General features: G+C 71.8%; 18 protein-coding genes. 3 read left to right on the top strand and 15 right to left on the bottom strand.

Annotated features, from left to right (window positions below; all coding sequences use genetic code 11):
- Window positions 1-14: 14 nt before the first annotated feature.
- The 14 genes from ABD108_RS21480 to ABD108_RS21415 all read right to left on the bottom strand — a co-directional run bounded on the left by ABD108_RS21480 (window position 15) and on the right by ABD108_RS21415 (window position 16,618).
- Window positions 15-716, bottom strand: coding sequence for a cell division protein FtsQ/DivIB (locus ABD108_RS21480; RefSeq protein ID WP_220655795.1), 702 nt, complete (start codon window positions 714-716; stop codon window positions 15-17).
- Window positions 713-2,188 carry a UDP-N-acetylmuramate--L-alanine ligase gene (gene murC / locus ABD108_RS21475; protein WP_220655796.1) on the bottom strand — a complete coding sequence of 492 codons (1,476 nt, stop codon included), beginning with the start codon at window positions 2,186-2,188 and terminating at the stop codon, window positions 713-715. Before murC ends, ABD108_RS21480 begins: the two co-directional genes overlap by 4 nt.
- On the bottom strand, window positions 2,185-3,267 hold the full coding sequence (gene murG / locus ABD108_RS21470; protein WP_343931343.1) for an undecaprenyldiphospho-muramoylpentapeptide beta-N-acetylglucosaminyltransferase: 1,083 nt from the start codon (window positions 3,265-3,267) through the stop codon (window positions 2,185-2,187). Before murG ends, murC begins: the two co-directional genes overlap by 4 nt.
- Window positions 3,261-4,889 carry a putative lipid II flippase FtsW gene (gene ftsW / locus ABD108_RS21465; protein WP_343931342.1) on the bottom strand — a complete coding sequence of 543 codons (1,629 nt, stop codon included), beginning with the start codon at window positions 4,887-4,889 and terminating at the stop codon, window positions 3,261-3,263. Before ftsW ends, murG begins: the two co-directional genes overlap by 7 nt.
- Complete coding sequence (murD, locus tag ABD108_RS21460) at window positions 4,886-6,349, bottom strand: UDP-N-acetylmuramoyl-L-alanine--D-glutamate ligase (protein ID WP_220655799.1); 1,464 nt, start codon at window positions 6,347-6,349, stop codon at window positions 4,886-4,888. The genes ftsW and murD overlap by 4 nt, the downstream gene beginning before the upstream one ends.
- Window positions 6,350-6,351: 2 nt before the next feature.
- Entirely contained in the window at window positions 6,352-7,437 is a 1,086-nt protein-coding gene (gene mraY / locus ABD108_RS21455) for a phospho-N-acetylmuramoyl-pentapeptide-transferase (RefSeq protein WP_220655800.1), read from the bottom strand.
- Window positions 7,434-8,969 (bottom strand): UDP-N-acetylmuramoyl-tripeptide--D-alanyl-D-alanine ligase, encoded by a 1,536-nt coding sequence (locus ABD108_RS21450; protein WP_343931341.1) that lies wholly within the window; start codon window positions 8,967-8,969, stop codon window positions 7,434-7,436. The genes mraY and ABD108_RS21450 overlap by 4 nt, the downstream gene beginning before the upstream one ends.
- Window positions 8,966-10,543: a UDP-N-acetylmuramoyl-L-alanyl-D-glutamate--2,6-diaminopimelate ligase gene (locus tag ABD108_RS21445; RefSeq protein ID WP_343931340.1), complete on the bottom strand. Its 1,578-nt coding sequence runs from the start codon at window positions 10,541-10,543 to the stop codon at window positions 8,966-8,968. The genes ABD108_RS21450 and ABD108_RS21445 overlap by 4 nt, the downstream gene beginning before the upstream one ends.
- 24 nt (window positions 10,544-10,567) lie before the next feature.
- Complete coding sequence (locus ABD108_RS21440) at window positions 10,568-12,529, bottom strand: peptidoglycan D,D-transpeptidase FtsI family protein (protein WP_343931339.1); 1,962 nt, start codon at window positions 12,527-12,529, stop codon at window positions 10,568-10,570.
- Entirely contained in the window at window positions 12,526-13,353 is an 828-nt protein-coding gene (ftsL, locus tag ABD108_RS21435; protein WP_220655804.1) for a cell division protein FtsL, read from the bottom strand. Before ftsL ends, ABD108_RS21440 begins: the two co-directional genes overlap by 4 nt.
- Window positions 13,350-14,345 carry a 16S rRNA (cytosine(1402)-N(4))-methyltransferase RsmH gene (gene rsmH, locus ABD108_RS21430; protein WP_220655805.1) on the bottom strand — a complete coding sequence of 332 codons (996 nt, stop codon included), beginning with the start codon at window positions 14,343-14,345 and terminating at the stop codon, window positions 13,350-13,352. The genes ftsL and rsmH overlap by 4 nt, the downstream gene beginning before the upstream one ends.
- A gap of 179 nt (window positions 14,346-14,524) precedes the next feature.
- Window positions 14,525-14,956 (bottom strand): division/cell wall cluster transcriptional repressor MraZ, encoded by a 432-nt coding sequence (gene mraZ / locus ABD108_RS21425; RefSeq protein WP_220655806.1) that lies wholly within the window; start codon window positions 14,954-14,956, stop codon window positions 14,525-14,527.
- Between the two features lie 733 nt (window positions 14,957-15,689).
- A complete protein-coding gene (locus ABD108_RS21420; RefSeq protein WP_220655807.1) occupies window positions 15,690-16,100 on the bottom strand; it encodes a DUF3040 domain-containing protein in 411 nt (136 codons plus the stop codon).
- Window positions 16,101-16,204: 104 nt separating this feature from the next.
- Window positions 16,205-16,618: an SAV_6107 family HEPN domain-containing protein gene (locus tag ABD108_RS21415; protein WP_220655808.1), complete on the bottom strand. Its 414-nt coding sequence runs from the start codon at window positions 16,616-16,618 to the stop codon at window positions 16,205-16,207.
- Window positions 16,619-16,871: 253 nt separating this feature from the next.
- On the opposite strand from ABD108_RS21415, the gene ABD108_RS21410 reads away from it, so the two are divergent.
- Genes ABD108_RS21410 through ABD108_RS21400 form a run of 3 tightly spaced genes read left to right on the top strand, consistent with a single transcriptional unit; the run spans window position 16,872 to window position 19,803 of the window.
- Window positions 16,872-17,477, top strand: coding sequence for a GNAT family N-acetyltransferase (locus ABD108_RS21410; RefSeq protein WP_305112102.1), 606 nt, complete (start codon window positions 16,872-16,874; stop codon window positions 17,475-17,477).
- On the top strand, window positions 17,474-19,054 hold the full coding sequence (locus ABD108_RS21405) for a phytoene desaturase family protein (RefSeq protein ID WP_343931338.1): 1,581 nt from the start codon (window positions 17,474-17,476) through the stop codon (window positions 19,052-19,054). Before ABD108_RS21410 ends, ABD108_RS21405 begins: the two co-directional genes overlap by 4 nt.
- Window positions 19,051-19,803, top strand: coding sequence for an LppM family (lipo)protein (locus ABD108_RS21400; protein ID WP_220655810.1), 753 nt, complete (start codon window positions 19,051-19,053; stop codon window positions 19,801-19,803). The genes ABD108_RS21405 and ABD108_RS21400 overlap by 4 nt, the downstream gene beginning before the upstream one ends.
- Here the strand turns inward: ABD108_RS21400 and metF are convergent.
- Window positions 19,793-20,677, bottom strand: coding sequence for a methylenetetrahydrofolate reductase [NAD(P)H] (gene metF / locus ABD108_RS21395; RefSeq protein ID WP_415847201.1), 885 nt, complete (start codon window positions 20,675-20,677; stop codon window positions 19,793-19,795). The genes ABD108_RS21400 and metF overlap by 11 nt on opposite strands.
- Between the last annotated feature and the right edge of the window lie 3 nt (window positions 20,678-20,680).

Here is a 20,680-nt window from a genome sequence, read left to right as displayed (position 1 = left end):
CGGGCCGATCCGGCTCAGCGCGTGGTGGGCACGTCGGGGTCGATCACGGTGAACTCGCGGCCCGGGCGGGTGAGCACCACCTTGAGCGCGGCCACCTTCGCATCCGCGCGGGAGGCGTCGCCCCAGTAGACGACGCGCTTGTCCCGCAGCACGAATCGCACGTTCGCCGGCGAATCGGCGCCGATCTCGACGACCTGGCCGCGGATGTCCTGCGGCAGCGACTGCAGCACGCTGATCGCCGCCTTGGTGTTCGGATCGTCGGCACCCGGGTTCTCGACGGTGAGCTTCGGCGTCAGGATCGGGGGCTCGCCCACCTTGATGAAGGGCACCCCCTTGGCGTCGACCAGGGTGACGCCGGAACGATCGGCGTACGCCACCGCCTCGCGCTCGGTGACCTCGACGACGAGGGTCGACGGATACGAGACGGTGATCGTCGCCGAGTCGATCCACGGGCTCACCCGCACCACCGCGGCCGCGTACTCCGCGGTGCGCGACTTCGTGATCTGCAGCAGCGGCTTGCCCTTGAGCGGCTCGACGACCTTCTCGATCTCCTCGGTGGGCGCGTGCGCAGCACCCGTGACGGAGACGTTGCGAGCCGACATGAGCGGGGTGAAGTAGGCGATGGCGAACAGGCCGCCCGCGACGATGAGCACCAGGACGAGCACCAGCAGCCGGCGCAGCCCCGGCACCTGCCGGCGCGGTGCGGGCGCAGTCACCGAGCGGCCCCTCCGCCGCGGTGCGCCAGCGCGGCCAGGATCGTGGGCCCCTGCATCGTGACATCGCCCGCGCCCATGGTGATCACAACGTCACCCGGACGCGCCACGTCGGCGACGGTGGTCGCCACATCGGCCTGGCTGGGCACGTAGGTCACCGCGGAGGTCACCTTCTCGGCGATCCGCTCCCCCGTGATGCCGGGCAGCGGCGCCTCACGCGCCCCGTACACATCGAGCACCACCACGTGATCGGCGAGACTGAGCGCCTCGGCGAACTCGCCCGCGAACTGCTCGGTGCGCGAGTACAGGTGCGGCTGGAAGGCCACGACGACCCGTCCCGGGATCGCCTGCTTGGCCACCATCTCGGCGGCCGCGGTGAGCACCGCGCGCACCTCGGTCGGATGGTGCGCGTAATCGTCGAAGACCCGCACCCCGTCCTCGGTGCCGCGCAACTGGAACCGGCGGTGCACGCCGCCGAAGGATTCGATACCGGCGATCACCTTGGCCGTCGGGTAGCCCAGGTTGACCACCGCGATGGTGGCTGCAATGGCGTTGAGCGCCATGTGCCGTCCCGGCACGGAGAGCATGATCGCGCGCTCGGTGACCTTGCGGTTCTCGTCGGAGAAGCGCACCTTGAGCATGCCGCCCTCGGCGCGCGGCTTGTACTCGAGCAGTTCCGCGATGAGCGTGACATCGGGAGCGAGGTCGCGGTGCGTGCCCTCGCCGTAGCCGAAGACCCGCACGCCGCGGGCCCGGAGCGCGGCGTGCGTGCGCTGGGCCAGGGCCGCCGAGCCCGGATCGTCCAGGCACACCACCAGCGTGCCGCCGGGACGGATCCGCTCGGTGAAGGCGTCGAAGACCGCGACGTACTTCTCCTCCGAGCCGAAGAAGTCCAGGTGATCGGCCTCGACATTGGTGACGACCACCACGTCGGGGCTGTACTGGAGCAGCGAGCCGTCGGACTCATCGGCCTCGGCGACGAAGACGTCGCCCGTGCCGTGGAAGGCATTGGTCCCGGACTCGTTGAGCTCGCCGCCCACGGCGAACGACGGATTGCCGCCGCAGTGCTGCAGGCCGACGACGGCCATCGAGGTGGTCGAGGTCTTGCCGTGGGTGCCGCTCACCAGCAGCGTGCGGTACCCCTCCATGAGGTCGGCCAGTACCTCGGGGCGCAGGATCACGGGAATGCCGCGCCGCCGGGCCTCCACCAGCTCGGGATTGTCCTTGGGGATCGCCGCGTGCGTGGTGACCACCACGGTGGGGCCGCCGGGCAGCAGATCGAGGGCCTCGGCGCTGTGCCCGATCTGCACCTGCGCGCCGCGCGCGCGCAGCGCGATCACGCTGCGCGACTCCTTCGCATCGGAGCCGGACACCTCGCCGCCGCGGGAGAGCAGGATGCGGGCGATGCCGGACATACCGGCGCCCCCGATGCCCACCATGTGCACACGCTGCAGCTTCTCGGGCAGATCGCTCATCGCCGGCCTCCCAGGTCCAGGGCGGTCGCGGCGACGGTGCCCGCGGCGTCGCGGTGACCGGTCCCGGCGGCGGCGGCACCCATGGCCGCGAGCCGATCCGCATCGGCGGCGAGCGGGATCACCGTCTCGCGCACCAGGTCCGGGGTGAACGCGGCATCGTCGACCAGGAGTCCGCCGCCGGCGGACACCACCGGCTTGGCGTTGAGCGCCTGCTCCCCGTTGCCGTGCGCCAGCGGCACGTACACCGCGGGCAGGCCCACCGCGGCCACCTCGGCCACCGTCATCGCGCCGGAGCGGCAGACCGCGAGATCGGCGGCCGCGTAGGCCAGATCCATGCGTGAGAGGTAGGGCACGGCCACATAGCCGGGCACATCGACATCGACGGCGTTCTTGGGCCCGTAGGCGTGCAGCACGGCGATACCGGCGTCCGCGAAATCCCGTGCCGCACCGACCACACCGTCGTTGAGCCGGACCGCGCCCTGGCTGCCGCCGAAGACCAGAACCACCGGGCCGTCGGCGGGGAGCCCGAAGTGGGCGCGGGCCTGCGCGCGCAGGGCGGTGCGATCGAGCCCGGTGATGGAGCTGCGCACCGGAATGCCGACGACCTCGGCGTGGATGCCGGAGCCGGGCACGGCGGCGAAGACCTTGGTGGCCAGGCGCGCACCCACCTTGTTGGCGATGCCGGCGCTCGCGTTCGCCTCATGGATCACGATCGGCACGCCCATGCTGCGCGCGGCGAGGTAGGCGGGCAGTGCCACGTAGCCACCGAAGCCGACCACCACATCGGCGCCGACATCGCGGAGCACCGCGCGGGTGCGGCGCACCGTACTCGCCAGCCGGAAGGGCAGTTTCGCGAGATCGGCGTTGGGCTTACGGGGCAGCGGCACCGGCGGGATCATCCGCAGGTCGTACCCGCGGGCGGGCACCAGGGTGCCCTCGAGTCCCTTGGGTGTACCGAGCGCCGTGACCCGGGCCCCGGGGTCGGCCGCACGAACCGCGTCGGCCACCGCCAGCGCTGGCTCGATGTGTCCTGCGGTGCCACCGCCGGCCACCACCACCGAGACCGAAGAACTCACCACGCCCGTCTACCCTTTTCCTCTCCACGGCGCCGCGATCCGGAGGCGGGCCGATCCTGAACGCGGGCCCGCTCGCCGCGCCAGGGCTCGCCGGACCGGCGCTGGGGCCGGGCGGGCGGAACGTCCCGACGGGGCCGCGCGAGGCGCGCGTCTCCGTACGGAAGTCGATCGTACGGCGACGGCGCCACGGGGCGCGCAGGCGCACGACGCTCCCCCGCCCGCGGGGCGGCGGCGCGGGCGGGCCGCGGCGGCACGTACGGGTGCGGCTTGGGCAGGCGGAACAGGCGCCCGGCCCGCCCGGCACCGCCACCGGCGAGCGCGGCGATGGCCTCGGGCTCGTGCCGCGCGGCACCGGCCAGCAGTCCCAGCATGAACAGCACGAGGATCACCGAGTTGCCACCCGCGGACAGCAGCGGCAGCTGGATGCCCGTCACGGGGAGCAGGCCCACCACGTAGCCCATGTTGATGATGGCCTGCAGGGCGATCAGCGTGGTGATCGTGGCCGACATGAGCTGCAGGAAGGGATCGGCCACCCGGCATGCGATCCGCAGGCCGACCCAGGTGAGCAGGCCGAACATGAGGATCACCACGCCGGCGCCGAGGTAACCGAGCTCCTCGCCGATGATGGCGAAGATGAAGTCGTTGTGCGCGTTGGGCAGGTAGCTCCACTTGGCCGTGGAGTTGCCCAGGCCCACGCCGAAGAAGCCGCCGTCGGCGAGCGAGTACCGCGCCTGGTTCGACTGGTAGCTCACGCCGAGGGTGTCGTTGGTGCGGCCGAGCCACGCGGACAGGCGGGCCGAGCGGTAGCCCTCCATCAGGGCCAGGAAGACCGCGGCGCAGATACCGGCGATGCCGATGGACAGGAACAGTCGCGAGGAGAGTCCGGCGTAGAACAGCAGCATGCCGGCGGTGACGGCGATGATCATGGCGGTCGACTGGTTCGGCTCGGCCACCACCAGCGCGGCCATGAGAACCGCGACCGGGCCGAGCGGCAGCAGCAGTTCCTTGAGTCCGCCGGTGCGGCTGCGGTCCGCCAGCAGGTGCGCGCCCCACACGATGAGCGCGACCTTGGCGATCTCGGAGGGCTGCAGCGTGAAGCCGCCCACATCGATCCAGCGGCGGGCGCCGCCCACCTTGGTGCCGATGCCGGGGACCAGCACGGCGATGAGCAGGACGATCGACACCAGCACGCCGCCGAGGGCCACCCGGCGCAGCAGGGTGGGGCGCAGGTACAGCGCGCCGAAGAAGGCCACCACACCGAGGGCGACGTAGATCAGCTGGCTGGTGAACTTGCTGTACGGCGAGCCGGTGGCGCTGATGTCCTCCACCGAGGAGGCCGAGAGCACCATCACCAGGCCGAGCACCGTGAGCACGGCCGTGAGGCCGAGCACGAGGTGGTACGAGGCCAGCGGGCGGCGCAGCGCGGTGGCCATGTTGACGGCCGTATCGCGGAGCATGCTCGCGCCGGTGCGGGCGATATCGGCGCCGCCGCGGCGGGGCGCCGCGTCGTCGAGATCGGGCACGGTCTGCCCCGGCTGCACCTCGAACTCGGTGCTCTCGGGTGCGTTGACGGCGCCGGGCTCGAGGTCCTCGGGCAGGGCCTCGGTGTCGCGGGCGCGGCTCACGACGCCGCTCCGAGCGCGCGGGCCGAGGCGGCGAAGGCGTCGCCGCGGTGGCCGTACGAGGTGAACATGTCGAGCGAGGCCGCGGCCGGCGCCAGCAGGACCACCGGGGCGGGGCCAGTCTGACCTGCGACATCGGCGAGTCGAGCGGCGGCGTCGACGGCCGCGGACATGACCGCATCCGCATCGCCGGACACTCGCACATCGCCAGCCACAAACGTCCCTACAGAACGGTTCGCATCATTAGTCACAGGAGACACAGGACTATCGTCGCCTGAAGTCACCCGAACCACCGGTACATCCGGCGCGTGTCGCGCCATTGCCGCCGCGATCAACCCGGCGTCCAGGCCCAGGAGCACCGCACCCACGAGACGGGGCGCCACGCGGGCGACGAGCGGATCGATATCGGCGCCCTTGAGCTGGCCGCCCGCCACCCACACCACGCGCTCGTGCGCCTCGATGGAGTTCTGGGCGGCATGCGGGTTGGTGGCCTTGGAATCGTCGATGTAGGTGACGCCGCGCACCGTCGCGACCGGCTCGGCGCGGTGCGCGCCCACCCGGAACGCGGCCAGCGCCTCGCCCGCCTGCTCGGCGGTGACACCGACGGCCTGCGCCAGCGCGGTCGCCGCCAGCGCGTCGGCGATGCCGGCGGGACCGGGCGGCGAGATCCGGTCCGCCGCGACGACGGGCGCTCCGGCACCGTCGACCAGGACACCGTCGCGCACGCCGTACTGCCCCGGCTGCGGCTCCCCGACGGTGAACCCGACGGTGGCGGGCAGCCCGCCGGCCACCGGATCGTCGAGCCCCACCACGGCGATCTCGCCGGACAGTGCGCGTGCCTTATCGGCCGTGTACGCCGCCATCGAGCCGTGCCAGTCCAGGTGGTCCTCGGCGATGTTGAGCACCACCCCGGCGCGCGGCCGCACCGAGGGCGCCCAGTGCAGTTGGAAGGACGACAGCTCCACGGCGAGCACTCGCGGATCGGCGTCGTCGGCGATCGCGTCGATCACCGGGCGGCCGATGTTGCCGCACGCCACCGCCGGGACCCCCGCACCGAGCAGGATGGCCTCGAGCATCTGGGTGGTGGTGGTCTTGCCGTTGGTGCCGGTGACCACGAGCCACTGCCGCGGGGCCCCGAAGGCACCCGCGCGGTCGATCCACCAGGCCAGCTCCACGTCGCCGATCACGGGGACACCGGCGCGCTCCGCGGCCCGCACCACGGGGGCGTCGGGGCGGAAGCCCGGCGCCACCACGACGAGGTCGAACCCCGACGGATCGAGCCCGTCGAGATCGGTCACGGTGATCCCGGGTACGTCGGCGGCGATCTTCGCGCGCGCAGTGGGCTTACCGTCGGCCACGGTGACCTCGGCGCCGAGCCGGAGCAGTGCCCGGGCCACGGCCGGACCGGTGACGCCCCCGCCCGCGACGAGGACGTGCGCGCCGGGCCCGGGAAGCGTCGCCATCGCTATCCGCCCGCGCCGGAGCCGAGGAACTCGGCGTAGAACAGCACCAGACCCAGGCCGCACGAGATCGCGGTGAGCAGCCAGAACCGGATGATCACGGTGGTCTCGGCCCAGCCCGCCAGCTCGAAGTGGTGGTGGAAGGGCGCCATCCGGAACACCCTGCGGCCGGTGGTGCGGAAGACCGCGATCTGGGTGACCACGGAGACCATCTCGGCCACGAACAGGGCGCCGAGGACCACGGCCAGCAGCTCGGTGCGAGTGGTGATCGACAGTCCGGCGAGCAGGCCGCCCAGCATGAGCGAGCCGGTGTCACCCATGAAGATCTTCGCGGGCGCGGCGTTCCACCACAGGAAGCCGAGGCAGGCGCCGCCCGCGGCGACGGCGATCAGCGCCAGGTCCAGCGGGTCGCGCACGTCGTAGCAGCCGGCCGACGGTCCGCGGGGGCCCGTGCAGGCGTACCGGTACTGCCAGAACGTGATGAGCACGTAGCTGCCGAGCACCATGGCCATCGAGCCCGCGGCCAGGCCGTCGAGCCCGTCGGTGAAGTTCACGGCGTTCGACCACGCGGACACCACGAACCAGCAGAACAGCACGAAGACGATGGCGCCCATGGAGATGGCGTTGATGTCGCGGGTGTAGCTGAGGTGCTCGCTGGCGGGCGTGATGCCCTGCGCGTTGGGGAACTGCAGCGCGAGCACACCGAAGATCAGGGCGGCGATGGTCTGGCCCACGGTCTTGGCGGTCTTGTTCAGGCCGAGGTTGCGCTGCTTGCGGATCTTGATGAAGTCGTCGAGGAAGCCGACGAAGGCCAGCGTGGTGGCCAGGCCGAGCACGAGCAGGCCCGAGGCGCTCGGTCCGGGACCGGAGTTCCAGCCCAGCAGGTGCGCGCCGAGGTAGCCGGCCCACAGGGCCACGACGATCGCGACGCCGCCCATGGACGGGGTGCCGCGCTTGGTCTGGTGGCTCTCGGGGCCTTCGACACGGATCTCCTGACCGAATCCCTGCCGGGAGAACACCCTGATCAGCACAGGCGTGAGCAGGATCGCGACGGCCAGCGAGATGCCGCCCGCGAACAGGATCTGGATCACTTCGGTGACTCCCCTTGCGTGTTCTCTTCGTTCTGCGAGGTGTGCGCGGCCGGCCCGAGGCTCTCGGCGACCTCCCACATCTTCTCGGACTTGGAGGCCTTGACCAAAACCAGGTCGCCGGGTTGCAGCTCCGCGCGCAGCCGTTCCACTGCCTCCTCGCGGGTGTCCACGCGCACGGCTTCGCTGCCCCAGGAACCCTCCATCACGGCGCCCTGCCACAGCGCGTGCACCGCACGCGAGCCGCCGACGCAGATGGTCGAGGTGATGTCGAGGCGCACCAGGAACCGGCCGAGGCGGTCGTGTTCGAGGATCGACTCCTCGCCCAGCTCCCCCATCTCGCCGAGCACGGCGAAGGTGCGGCGCCGCTCCCGGCCGGGCAGGCGGGCACCGTCGGCGTCGTGCTCGGACATGAGCACGAGGCTGCGCAGTGCGGCGCGCATCGCGTCGGGGTTGGCGTTGTAGGTGTCGTTGACCACCGTGACGCCGTCGGCGGTGGTGAAGACGTCCATCCGGCGCGGGGACGCGGCACCGGCGGCGGAGAGCGCCTCGGCCACCTGCGCGGGGGTGGCGCCGCACTCGAGGCCGACGGCGGCCGCGGCGAGCGCGTTGTGCACCTGGTGCTCGCCGTGCACCTTGAGCGCGACGGGCGCGGTGCCGGCGGGGGTGTGCAGGGTGAAGGAGGCGCGGGCCTGCGCGTCGAGGACCACGTCGGACGCGCGGACGTCCGCGTCGGCGGTCCCGTAGAAGACGACCCGTGCGCAGGTCCGGGAGGCCATGGCGGCGACCGCGGCATCGTCGGCGTTGAGGACCGCGACACCGTCGGCCGGGAGTGCCTCGACGAGCTCGCCCTTGGCGCGGGCGATGGCATCGCGGGAGCCGAACTCGCCGAGGTGCGCGGTGCCCACGTTGAGCTCGACGCCGATGCGCGGCGGCGCGACCTTCGCCAGCGCGGCGATGTGCCCCTCGCCGCGGGCGGACATCTCCAGCACGACGTACTTGGTGGACGCGGTGGCCCGCAGCGCGGTCCAGGGGTGGCCGATCTCGTTGTTGAAGGAGCCGGGCGGTGCGACGGTCTCGCCGAGCGGGCGGAGCACCGCGGCGATGAGGTCCTTGGTGGAGGTCTTGCCGGCGGAGCCGGTGACGCCGACCACCGTGAGGCCGTCGGCGGCGAGCGCCTTCGTGCAGTACGCCGCGAGGGCGCCGAGTGCTCCCAGCACGGCGGCGCCGGTGCCGTCGGTGTCGCTCTCCAGGGCCATGACGCGGTTGTCGGTCTCGCCGGAGACGGGCACGACGATCGCGGGCACGCCCACGGGCCGGGCGCCGAGCACGGCGACCGCGCCCTTGTCGATAGCGGTGGCGGCGAAATCGTGGCCATCGACCCGGGCACCGGGCAGGGCGAGGAAGAGGCCACCGGGGCCGATCTCGCGGGAGTCGAATTCGACGGTCCCGGTGACCTTCGCGTCCGGATCGGGCACATCGTGCAGGGTGCCGCCGACGATCTCGGCGATCTGGGCCAGGGTCAGCTCGATCATGCCTGCTCCCCTCGCGCGTCCAGCGCGGCGGCCAGCTCGTCGCGGTCGTCGAAGGGGTGCTTGACGCCGTGGATCTCCTGGCCGGCCTCGTGTCCCTTGCCGGCGATGAGCACGACATCGCCGGTGCGGGCCCAGTTCACGGCCTCGATGATCGCGGCACGACGGTCGCCGACCTCGCGGACCTCGCCACCGCCGGGCACGGCCTCGGCGCCCTCGCGGACGGCGGCCCGGATCGCGGCGGGGTCCTCGGTGCGCGGGTTGTCGTCGGTGACGATCACCAGTTCGGCGGCGCGGGCGGCGGCCTCACCCATGAGCGGGCGCTTGCCGCGGTCGCGGTCGCCGCCGGCACCGACCACCACGGCGATCCGGCCGGCGGTCTGGCCGCGGAGCGTGGCGATCACCGCGTCGAGCGCGGCGGGCTTGTGGGCGTAGTCGACCACCGCGAGGAAGTCCTGGCCGCGGTCGATGCGCTGCACCCGGCCCGGCACGGCGACGGCGGCGATGCCGCGGACCGCGTCCGCGAGCGGCACGCCGGCCTCGTGGGCGATCACCAGGGCCAGCGCGGCGTTGGCCACGTTGTAGGCACCGGGCAGCCCGACGGTGGCGGCGTAGGTCTGGCCGCCGGGGCCGGTGAGGGTGAACCGCTGGGTGCCGTCGGCGTGCGCGGAGACCGCACCCGCGGTCCAGTCGGCGGGGCCGGTGGTGGCGACGGTGACCAGCGGCAGCCCCGCGGCGCGGCGCAGATCGGCCATGCGGTTGCCCCACTCGTCGTCGACGCAGATCACGGCCTGCTCGCACACCGGACCGTCGCCGGACTCGTCGGGCACGAAGAGGAGGGCCTTCGCGGCGAAGTAGTCCTCCATCGTGGGGTGGTAGTCGAGGTGGTCCTGGCTGAGGTTGGTGAAGGCGCCCACGGCGAAGCGGGTGCCGCCCACGCGGTTCTGGGACAGCGCGTGCGAGCTCACCTCCATCACGGCGGAGGTGACGCCGCGCTCGACCATGGAGGCGAACAGGCCCTGCAGGGCGGTGCCCTCGGGGGTGGTGAGCGAGGTGGGTACGTCGACCCCGGCGATCCGGGTGCCGACGGTGCCGATCAGGCCGGTGGTGGCCTGGGTGGAGCCGAGCGCGGCCTCCACCAGGAAGCTGGTGGTGGTCTTGCCGGACGTGCCGGTGATGCCGACGAGGGTCATCCGGCTCGACGGTGCGCCGTAGATCACGGCGGCGGCGGGGCCGAGTACGGAGCGGGGGTCGTCGTGCAGCAGCACGGGGACGTCGACGCCGGCCTCGGCGAGCACCTGGGCGCCGGCGGCGTCGGTGAGCACGGCCACGGCGCCCGCGGCCACGGCCTCGGGCGCGAACCGGGCCCCGTGGGTGGTGTTGCCGGGTACGCCGCAGAACAGGTCGCCGGGGAGGGCGTCCTGGGCGCGGATGGTGGCGCCGCTGCAGCGGACCGAATCGGCATCGACGCCGGCCGCCGCGGTCGGGGCGCTGCTGACGCCCGGTACCTGCGCGGCGATCTCCGTCAGCGTGGCTCCGCGGGGGTGGGCGGGTCGCGTGAGAGTCGTTTGGGGCACCGATGAATCCTACCGGTCGGTTAACTACTTCCCGGCCACGAGCGTCAGCTTGGGTGCCGGCGGCGAGAGCGGCACGCCGTACTTCTGCAGCATGAACGCGGCGATGTCGTGGAACAGCGGCGCGGCCGACTGGCCGCCCGTGCCGTCGGAACTGCGGGCCGGCGCGTCCATCATGAGACCGATCACGAACCGCGGATCGTTCGATGGGGCGACCCCCGCGAAGGTGATGTTGTACATCGAGTTCGAGTAGGCCTTGGTGGCCGGATCGACCTGCTGCGCGGTACCGGTCTTGCCGCTGATCTGCCAGCCGTCCACGGCGCCGCCGGGGCCCGTGCCCTGCTGGTAGCCCATGGGGTCGCGCTGCAGGGCGGCGCGGAACATGTCGAGCACGGTGCGCGAGGTCTCCGGGCTCATCACCCGCACCGGCTCACCGGCGGGCGCCGGGTCGGCGGCACCGTCGACCGACTTGATGATGCGCGGCGGCACGCGGACCCCGTCGTTGGCGAGTGCCTGGTACATGCTGGTCATCTGCAGCAGGGTCATCGACAGGCCCTGACCGATGGGCAGGTTGGCGAAGGTGCCGCCGGACCACTGGTTGCGGGCCGGGACCTCGCCGCCGGACTCGCCGGGGAGCCCCACGCCGGTGGCCTTGCCGAGTCCGAACTTGTCGACGTAGTCGGCGAAGGCGTCCTCGCCGACCCGCTGGGCCAGCATCAGGGTGCCCACGTTGGAGGACTTACCGAAGACGCCGGTGGTGGTGTACGGCTCGGTGCCGTGCGCCCAGGCGTCCTTGACGGTGACGCCGGACATCCGGATGGTGCCGGGCACCTGGAGCACCTCGTCGGGCTTGGTCTTGCCGTTCTCGATCGCCGCCACGGCGGTGATCAGCTTGTTCACCGAACCGGGCTCGAACGGGCTGCTGACCGGCAGGTTGCCGGTGCGCGCCGACTTCGGGTTGTTGGCCACGCCGATGCCGGGATTGAAGGTGGTGTCGTTGGCCATCGCGACCACCTGGCCGGTCTTCGCGTCGAGGACCACGGCCTGCACGTTCTTCGCGCCGGAGCGCTGCTTGGCGTCCTGTACCGCCTGCTGGACGAAGAACTGCACGTCGTTGTCGATCGTCAGCGTGACCTTCGCCCCGTTGACGGCCGGGTGCACCTCGCGGGTGCTGCCGGGGATCACGGCGTTGTCGGAGCCACGGTCGTAAGTCTGGCTGCCGTCGGTGCCGGCGAGGATGGAGTCGAGGGAGAACTCCATGCCCATCAGGCCGCGGTTGTCCCAGCCGGTGGAGCCCACCAGGTTCGCGGCGAGGGAGCCGCCCGGGTAGTGCCGGATGGACTGGCGCTCGGCGCCCACCTCGGTGAACTCGTCGGTGATGGCCGAGGCCTTCGCCGGGTCGACGCCGCGGGCGAGGTAGACGAAGGTCTCGTTGCCACGCAGCTGCTCGAGCAGCTTCTGCTCGGAGACGGCGTCGCCGAGGACCGAGACGATCTTCTTGGCGATCTGCTGGAGGCGGTCGTCGACGGTGACCGGGGTGTTCCCCTGGCCGCCCGACTTCTGGGCCTCGAGGTCCTTGTCGTACTTCTCCTGTATCTGCTTGCGCACGATCACCGGCTGGAAGGTGAGCGACTTCGCCTCCATGGTGAAGGCGATGGGCTGACCGGAACGATCGACCACGGCGCCGCGGGTGGCGGGCAGCGTCTCCTTGACCTGCCGCTGGCTGGCCGCCTTCGCGGACAGATCGGGGGCCTGCACGAACTGGACCACGCCGAGCCAGACGGCGATCACCGAGAAGATCGCCACGATCACCCAGCCCGAGAAGCGGCTGCGGTGCAGGAAGGAGGTGGCCACCTCGGGCTGCTGGCCACCCTTGACCCGGGCGCGCGCGGATCGCGGGGCGCTCGACGCCGAACGCGGTGCGGCCGTGCGGGGTCCGGGGCGCCGAGTGGGCCGCGAGGACGTCGGCGGGCGCTGTGCGCGGGTCATCGCGCGGCTCCAGCGGCGGGTGCGGGAGCCGGGGTCGCGGCGGGCGGCGCCGGACTCGGCGTCGCGCCCTGCGTCGGTGCGGTGTTCGCGACCGCCGGGGTGCCGGAGTTCATGGTCACCAATTGTTCACCGCCACCCTGGCCGGCCCCGGGATTCGCGGTGCTCGGCGCGCCGGATCCGGCGGTGCCGGTCTGGGAGTCCTGCCCGGTGGTGGGCGCGGGCGGGTTCAGCGCCGGCTTCGGAGATCCCGTGGCGGGGGCGGGCTTTCCGACCACGGTCACCTTGCCGTCGGGTGCGGCGACCAGGACGGGCAGGGTTCCGGCGGGGACCATGCCGAGCTCGGTGGCGCGCTGGGCGAGGCCGGGAGCGCTCTCCCCCGCCTTCACATCGCGCTCGAGTGCCGCCCTCTTCTCGGCGAGGGTGTCGTTGACCCGTTCGCGACTGCTGAGCTCGTACGAGTTCTCGGCGCTGCCGGTGGACAGCCACAGGGTCAGCACCAGGCCGGCGCCGACGAGGCCGATCACGGCCAGCACGAACGGAACCCGGCGCGCGAGAGCGGCCGGGGCCTTGGGCAGCCGGGTCAGCAGAGCGGGCGCGGGTCCCTCACGGTGCCGGCGCAGGGCACGCTCGGCGGAGGTCTCGCGGACGTGGCCGCCGGCGGCGACCACGGCCTGTTCGGCTTCGAGGCGCTTCTGCCGCCGGGCCAGGGCCCGCTGCGCGGAACTCGAACGGGGACGGGAGGTGTCGCGATCGTCGCGGCGCCCGGGTGCGCGCCGTGCGCGGGTACCGGTGCCGGGTGCGGTGGTGGCGTTCGGTGCGGTCATCGCGCGCTCCTGGTTCGACGGTGCGTCTGGGGGTCGGTGGTCAGTCGGCGCGCGGCCCGCATGCGGACGGGGGCGGCGCGCTGGTTCTCGGCGATCTCCTCCTCGGTGGCGCGTTCGGCACCGCGGGTGAGCAGTTCGAAGGTGGCGCCGGTGCCGGGCAGGTCCATCGGCAGGCCGGCGGGCGTGGTCGACCGGGTGCGCGCGGCGAGCTCGGCCTTGACGATCTTGTCCTCGAGCGACTGGTAGCTGAGGAAGACGATGCGCCCGTCGGGCGCGAGTGCGTCGAGCGCCTGCGGCACCGCCGATTCCAGCGAGGCGAGTTCGGCGTTGACCTCGATGCGCAGGGCCTGGAAGGTGCGCTTGGCGGGGTGTCCGCCGGTGCGGCGGGCCGGCGCGGGGATGGTGGCGTACAGCAGCTCGACGAGGCGCCCGCTGGTGGTGAAGGGCTCCTTCTCGCGCTCCTTGAGCACGGCGGAGGCGATCTTCCCGGCGAACCGCTCGTCGCCGTAGCGCTGCAGGATCCGGGCGAGGTCGCCGTGGCTGTAGGTGTTGAGCACATCGGCGGCGGTGAGCGGATCGTCGGCGTTCATCCGCATGTCCAGCGGTGCGTCCACCGAGTACGCGAAGCCGCGTTCGGCGCGGTCGAGCTGCATCGAGGAGACGCCGAGATCGAACAGCACCGCGTCCACGGCGGCGATGCCGAGATCGTCGAGCGCGTCGGCGATTCCGTCGTAGCGGGTGTGCACCGCGGTGAACCGGTCGCCGAAGCGGGCCAGTCGCTCGCCGGCGATCTCGTGCGCATCGGTATCGCGGTCGAGGCCGATCACGCGCGCGGCGGGAAAGCTGTCGAGGATGAGCTCGGAGTGTCCGCCGGCACCGAGGGTGGCGTCGACGTAGACGGCACCGTCGTGGGCGAGGGCCGGGGCGAGCAGTTCGCGGACCCGGGTCGCCAGAACCGGGACGTGACCGTAGTCCTCACCGGATTCGGGCATGGCTCCTCCAGGGCACGTGCGGACATGCGGATACGTGGGCGGTCGTGGTGCGGTGGTTGAGGACCGGTGAATCGGGGTCCCCGCCCGACCCGTACCTGGCGTTGGGGAAGTACGTCAGGGCCGTTTCGGGCGCAGGCCTCGGTCCACCTCGTCCGCAGCGCGGCGATGGCCGCGTGCTGCTAGAAGATCGCCTTGAGCGATTCGGACTGCGGCTGTGCGTAGTCGTCTTCGTGCTGTGCCTGGTAGGCGTCCCACGCCTCCGCGTCCCAGATCTCCAGGAATCTCCGCGATCCGACGACGACGCATTCCTTGGTGAGGCCTGCGTAGCGGCGGTGATCGGACGAGAGCGTGATGCGTCCCTGTGAATCGGGCCGCTGATCGTCCGAGCTGGCGAAGAAGTTGCGGTAGAAGGCGCGTCCCGCGGGGTCGGTCCATTCGATCGCGTCCGCACGTTCGGCGATGCGCTCGAATTCCGCCTTCGGGTACACCGTGAGGCTTCGATCCTGTCCTTTCGTGATCGTCAGTCCTCCCGCCAGTTCCTCGCGGTACTTGGCGGGAAGCGTGAGCCGTCCCTTGTCATCGAGCTTCGGCGTGTAGGTACCCGTGAACATCACGGCAACCTCCCGCCTCCCCCGATGGGGCTGTCACTGGATCGAGCCTTCAGCGTAGCGCGTCTCTCTCCAGTGCGCCCCACATTACCCCACCAATCTCCACTTTCAACCACCTCGCGACGCGTTTCGCACGGAATTCTCAGGATTACTGCAGGTCAGATGTGTGGCGTGAAGTGGGGGACGCGAACCTGCCCGGCGTGGCGGACTTGCTCACACCTCGTCGCGCGGCCGTGAATGCCGAGATTCTTGTGATGTCAGAGAAAGGAGTTACGTCTGAGATGGAGTCCGTGGGGAGATGTGGGGAACTCCGGTGGGGAGAAGTGGGGAAACGCCCCGACCTGCCAGGATGTGGCGCCGCCTACGCCGCGGCCGGACGCGTGCCGGGCCGACGGTGCCGCACCGTCGCGCCTCCCGCTCCCGTTTCCCCATCCCGCTCCCCATGCGACGGGAGCGGGGCAAAGGAACGGGAGCGGGAACAGGCGCAGACGCGGGACAGTGGGGGGACGGTCGCGGCGCGGGGGACGAAACCGCGCGGCCCGCGTATCGACGGGCGCAGCGGGGCGACAGCGCGGCGCGGCGACGACCGGCTCGCATCGGCCGGCAGCGGGGCGACAGCGCGACTGCGTTCGCTACGAGCGGATCAACCGAGGGCAGAATTTCGCCCCGACAGACGCCGAGGGCCGCCGATCCAGTGGATCAGCGGCCCTCGGCGCGACGATGAAGCGTTAGTGGATCACGGGAAACGACGGCGGAAGCGGTCTTCCATCCGTGCGACGAACGACGGGCCGGAGCCCTTGTTCACCTTGCCCCGGCCGGACGGTGCGCGGACCGAACCGTCGTCCGCGACGGTGCCGCGCGGGCCCGACGTGCTGGGCCCGGCCCAGAACAGATAGACCACGGAGCCGAACATCAGCAGGAAACCTGCGATGCCCACGATCACCGTGTACTGCACCTGCGAGAGCAACATTCCCGCGATGAGCAGCATCAACCCGACAGCGAAGCCGATCGCCGCGACGACGCGGCGCTTACCGACTGCGCCGCCGAGGCGGCCGCCGCGCACATTCGACGCGAACTTCGGGTCCTCAGCGTAAAGCGCGCTCTCGATCTGATCGAGCATGCGCTGCTCGTGCTCGGAGAGTGGCACGTTCCCCTCCTTCAGCACTCATGGGGTCCAACTCCTCCCCTCATGATACGAGCCTTGCGACCGCACGACCACTAACCGATGAACAAATACCGTGCGGAATCGGTTCAGGCCGCGGGCGCGAGGTCGGACTCGACGAGATTCAGGAAGGTTTGGACCCGTTCGTGCAGCGTGGCGACCTCGTCGGCGGTGACCGATCGCGCGGTGGTCTCGAGCGCCGCGACGACACCGGACACCGATGTGAAATAGGCCACCCACTCGGCGTAGCCCGGTGCTGCCTTCGCCAGGCGCAGCCACGCATTACGTGTTGGGCGGCGCACTCCCTTCTCCCGCTCCGCCAGCAACGCAGCGGCCCCGCGCAGCGCGGCGTGGTAGATCTCCCGGTACTGATCGGCGAGCGCAGGCGAGCCGCCGGCCCGGGCGAGGAACTGATCGGCGCGGTCCAGGATGCGGGCCGCACCCGACTGACCGACGACCCGACGCGACCCGACGCGATCGATCCGAGTGACGTTGTCGACCATGACGGCTCCTCTCCTTGCTGACGCTTCGAATCTCGGCGAAGCGAATTCGTGTTCTCGTTGACCTCGTTGTACCGGACGGGACTGACACGGAACGCTTCCCTCGTTTCGCGCCAGACCCGCCGGCGACCGCTGGATCGGCGTTCCGCTCCGGCGCCAGAACATGCGCGCCAATCCGATGGCCCGTGATCGAACAACCATTCGATCACTTCTAATATAGCGTGAGGGACCGACACGTCAAGGGAGAGGAGGAACCGTGACCGCAGTGACTCCGCCCGCCCCCCGGATCCTCGAGCTCTCCCCGCAGGACGCCACGCTCTGGATGCCCGCCGCCCTGCAGATCTACGTGGCGGCCATGGCCTATCCCGCGGGCACCGAGGCGCACCGCTTCCCCACCTGGCGCGAGCATCTGGCGCGGCCCGGGTATTCGGCCTTCGGCGCCGTACAGGCCCTCCCCACACCCGACGGGACGCTCGTCGACCACCTCGTGGGCATCGCCTACGGCTACAGCGGCGGCGGTGACCAGTGGTGGAACCGGCAGCTCCGCCTCGGCCTCACCCGCCGCGGTACGGCGCCCACCGCGATCGAGGCGATCGCCGGCGACTACTTCGAACTCACCGAGCTGCACGTGCACCCCACGGCGCAGGGGCACGGCGTCGGCGGCGGCCTCCTGGCGGCCCTGCTCGCGGGGCGGCCGGAGGCCCGCGTCCTGTTGTCCACCCCGGAGGTCGCCGGCGAGGCGAACCGCGCCTGGCGCCTGTACCGGCGCACCGGATTCATCGACGTGCTCCGTGATTTCCGGTTCGCGGGCGATCCGCGCCCCTTCGCCGTCCTGGGCCGCGACCTCCCCTACTCCCGGTGACCGCCGCCGAGCTCGACGTCGCGGTGGTCGGTTCCGGCCACAACGCACTGGTGGGCGCCGCCCTCCTCGCCGCCCGCGGCCGGCGCGTCTCCGTCTTCGAGGCCGATGCGGTGCCCGGCGGCGCGGTGAGCACCGTGGAGCGGTTCCCGGGGTACCGCGTGGACCGCGGCTCGTCGGCCCACCTGATGTTCCGACACACCGGCATCGCCGAGGAGCTCGGTCTCGCCGCGCACGGTCTGCAGTACATCGATTGCGATCCGTGGGCCTTCGCGCCCGTTCCCCCGGGAACCTCGCTGCCGCCCATCGTTTTCCGTACCGACCTCGATGCCACCGTGGATTCGGTGGCCGCGGCGTGCGGGGCGCGGGACGCCGCCGCGTACCGCCGCTTCGTGGCCGATTGGACGCCGCGCGCCCGGGCCACCATGAACGCCTTCGGCGCCGGTCCGACGGCCGCGCGGCTGGGGCGGGCGTTCTGGCCCACCAAGGGGCGGGACTCGGTGGTCGGCATGTCCCGCGCCTACCTCGCATCGGGCGACGCCCTCCTCGACGAGTACTTCGACGACGAACGCCTCAAGGCCGCGCTGGCCTGGTTCGGCGCGCAGTCCGGTCCCGCGATGAGCGAACCCGGCACCGCGCCGATGGTCGGCTTCGCCGCACTCATGCACACCCTGCCCCCGGGGCGCGCCGTCGGCGGTAGCGGGGCACTGACCGCCGCCCTGATCAGCCGTCTCGAATCCGACGGCGGCACCGTCGAACTCGGCACGCCCGTCACCGAGCTGCGCCGGGCCGGACGGGGCTGGCGCGTCACCGTCGCCGGGCCCGACGGTCCGCGCACCGTGCACGCCCGCACCGTGCTGGCCGGGTGTCACGTGCTGACGACCCTCGACCTGCTCGCCGCCGGCGGCTACGACGGCGACCGGATCCTGCGCTGGCGCAGGCAGATCCAGGTGGGCCCGGGAGTGGGCATGGTGCTGCGCCTGGGCACCACGGCGCCACCCGCTTTCGACGGCGTTCCGCTGCAGGAGCAATCGGGGCTGGGCCTGCTCACCGCCGACCGCGGTCACCTCGCCCGCGCCCGCGGCGACATGCTGGCGGGCGATCCGCCCCGTCGGCCCGCCGTGCTGGCGATGACCTTCTCGGGCCTGGACCCGTCGATCGCGCCCGCGGGCCGGCACAACACCACGCTGTGGGCCCAGTGGTACCCCTACGCGCTCGCCCGCGGCGACTGGGCCGCCCTGGCCGAGGCGGAGGCCGATCGCATCGTCGGCGAGACCGAGCGCTGGGCGCCGGGCTTCGCCGACACGGTCGAACACCGGTACGTGCAGACACCGGCGACCCTCGAATCCGAGCTCGGCCTGCTCGGCGGGAACGTGATGCACGTCGAGATGGCGCTGCACAACATGCTGTTGTTCCGGCCGATCCCGGACCTGGCCGGCGCCCGTGTACCGGGAGCGCCGGGCCTGGCCCTCGCGGGCGCGTCGATGCACCCGGGCGGGGGCGTGAACGGTTCCAATGGCCGGATCGCGGCGCGGCTACTCGCCCGCGACCTGCGGGGCCTGGCACGATGGCGGTCGTGAGCTCCCGATCCCGCCAAGTCGACACGCCCCGGCCCCGGTTCCGCCCGGCCCGGCTGCTCGCCGCGGTCATGCTGCTGTTCCTGGCGGCGGTGCCCGCCGCGTGTGCGAACCCCGGCCCCGGCGACCGCATGTCCGGCAAGATCGTGGCGGCGCAGACGCCGAACTCCGACCCGAAGGGCCCGCAGCTGTCGGTGCCGGGGGAACTGACCGGTCAGGCCCAGGTGCAGGCGTACGACTCGAACGGCAAGATCGGCACCCAGATGCTGTTCGAGACCATCACCTTCGGGCAGTTCAACCAGCTCGGCGAGGTGGTCTCGCAGGCCTTCGACAACTCCGCGACGTCGATGAAGATGCGGGTGCAGCGCAACGGCGGCACGGTGATCCTGTCGGGTACCGCCGATATGGCGTCGCTGGCGCCGAACTCGGCGGTGATCGTGGTCTCGGTGCAGTTCCCCGGCCCGGTGACCGCCACCAACGGGCAGCAGGAGAACGACGATCTGGTGACCTGGACGCTGAACGCGGGCACCTCCGCCGCGCTCACCGCCGAGGCCGATTACGCCGATCCGTCGATCGCCTCGTTCACCCTGTGGTCGTGGATCACCGCGATCGTGTCCTTCCTCGCCGCCGCGGTCGTGGCCGCGGTCGCCTACGTCAACCGGGACCGCAGCGCCAAGGTGGGCCAGGACTCCGGCGAGACGGAATCGCTCGTCGAGCTTCCGCAGTGGCTGCGGGAGAAGCTCAAGAAGTAGTGCCCGCGGGCTCCGGCAGCATCGACAGGTTCTCCAGCACCTCGCTGGTGGCCTTCGCGAAGTTCAACGTGCAGAAGTGCAGCGCCGGTGCGCCCTCGGCGATCAGCCGCTCACCCATCCGGGTGGCGATCTCGATGCCCACGGCGCGGACCGCGGCGCGATCCTCCTCGGGCCCGTCGCCCGCGGCCGCCGAGAGCTCGGCACGCATGGCATCGGGGATCTTCGCATTCGACAGCTCGGCCATGCGCGAGACCGATTTGAGCGAGGTGATCGGCATGATGCCCGGGATCAGCGGCTTGGCGCCCTGCTCCGGATCGAGCGCCGCCACGGCGTCGCGCAGCCGCAGGTAGTCGTCGACGTCGAAGAACATCTGCGTGATCGAGTAGTCGGCGCCCGAGCGCAGCTTGTTCGCGAAGTACCGCACGTCACTGTCGAGATCGGGTGAACGGTGGTGTCCCTCCGGGAACGCGGCCACGCCCACGTGGAAATCACCCAGCTCGCGCACGAGCTCGACGACCTCGCTGGCGTACTTGAGCCCCTTGGGGTGCCGCACCCACTTGCCCAGCGGATCACCGGGCGGGTCGCCGCGCAGCACCAGCACGTTGCGCACGTCCTGATCGGCGTAGGCGCCCATCAGCGCGCGCAGCTCCTCGATGCTGTGGTCCACGGCGGTCAGGTGCGCCACCGGCAGCAGGGTGGTCGACGCGGCGATCTCGCCGGTGACGCGGACGGTGCGGTCGCGGGTGGACCCGCCGGCACCGTAGGTCATCGAGACGAAGGCCGGATCCATCCGCTCGAAAGTGCGCACCGCGCGCCACAGCCGGGCCTCCCCCGCCTCGTCGCGCGGGGGCATGAATTCCACCGAGAACGGCATTCG

Source organism: Tsukamurella strandjordii (assembly GCF_039525985.1).
In the GTDB taxonomy this organism is placed as follows: Bacteria; Actinomycetota; Actinomycetes; order Mycobacteriales; family Mycobacteriaceae; genus Tsukamurella; species Tsukamurella strandjordii.
The sequence above is the reverse complement of the archived record's forward strand: the minus strand, read 5'-3'. Positions and strand labels throughout refer to the sequence as shown.

What these genes read in the sequence shown, in the direction of transcription:
- murC (WP_220655796.1), bottom strand. Translation starts at nt 2,188, where the DNA reads ATGAGCGATCTGCCCGAGAAGCTGCAGCGTGTGCACATGGTGGGCATC.
- murD (WP_220655799.1), bottom strand. Translation starts at nt 6,349, where the DNA reads ATGGCGACGCTTCCCGGGCCCGGCGCGCACGTCCTCGTCGCGGGCGGG.
- ABD108_RS21450 (WP_343931341.1), bottom strand. Translation starts at nt 8,969, where the DNA reads ATGATCGAGCTGACCCTGGCCCAGATCGCCGAGATCGTCGGCGGCACC.
- ABD108_RS21440 (WP_343931339.1), bottom strand. Translation starts at nt 12,529, where the DNA reads ATGACCCGCGCACAGCGCCCGCCGACGTCCTCGCGGCCCACTCGGCGC.
- ftsL (WP_220655804.1), bottom strand. Translation starts at nt 13,353, where the DNA reads ATGACCGCACCGAACGCCACCACCGCACCCGGCACCGGTACCCGCGCA.
- rsmH (WP_220655805.1), bottom strand. Translation starts at nt 14,345, where the DNA reads ATGCCCGAATCCGGTGAGGACTACGGTCACGTCCCGGTTCTGGCGACC.
- mraZ (WP_220655806.1), bottom strand. Translation starts at nt 14,956, where the DNA reads ATGTTCACGGGTACCTACACGCCGAAGCTCGATGACAAGGGACGGCTC.
- ABD108_RS21415 (WP_220655808.1), bottom strand. Translation starts at nt 16,618, where the DNA reads ATGGTCGACAACGTCACTCGGATCGATCGCGTCGGGTCGCGTCGGGTC.
- metF (WP_415847201.1), bottom strand. Translation starts at nt 20,677, where the DNA reads ATGCCGTTCTCGGTGGAATTCATGCCCCCGCGCGACGAGGCGGGGGAG.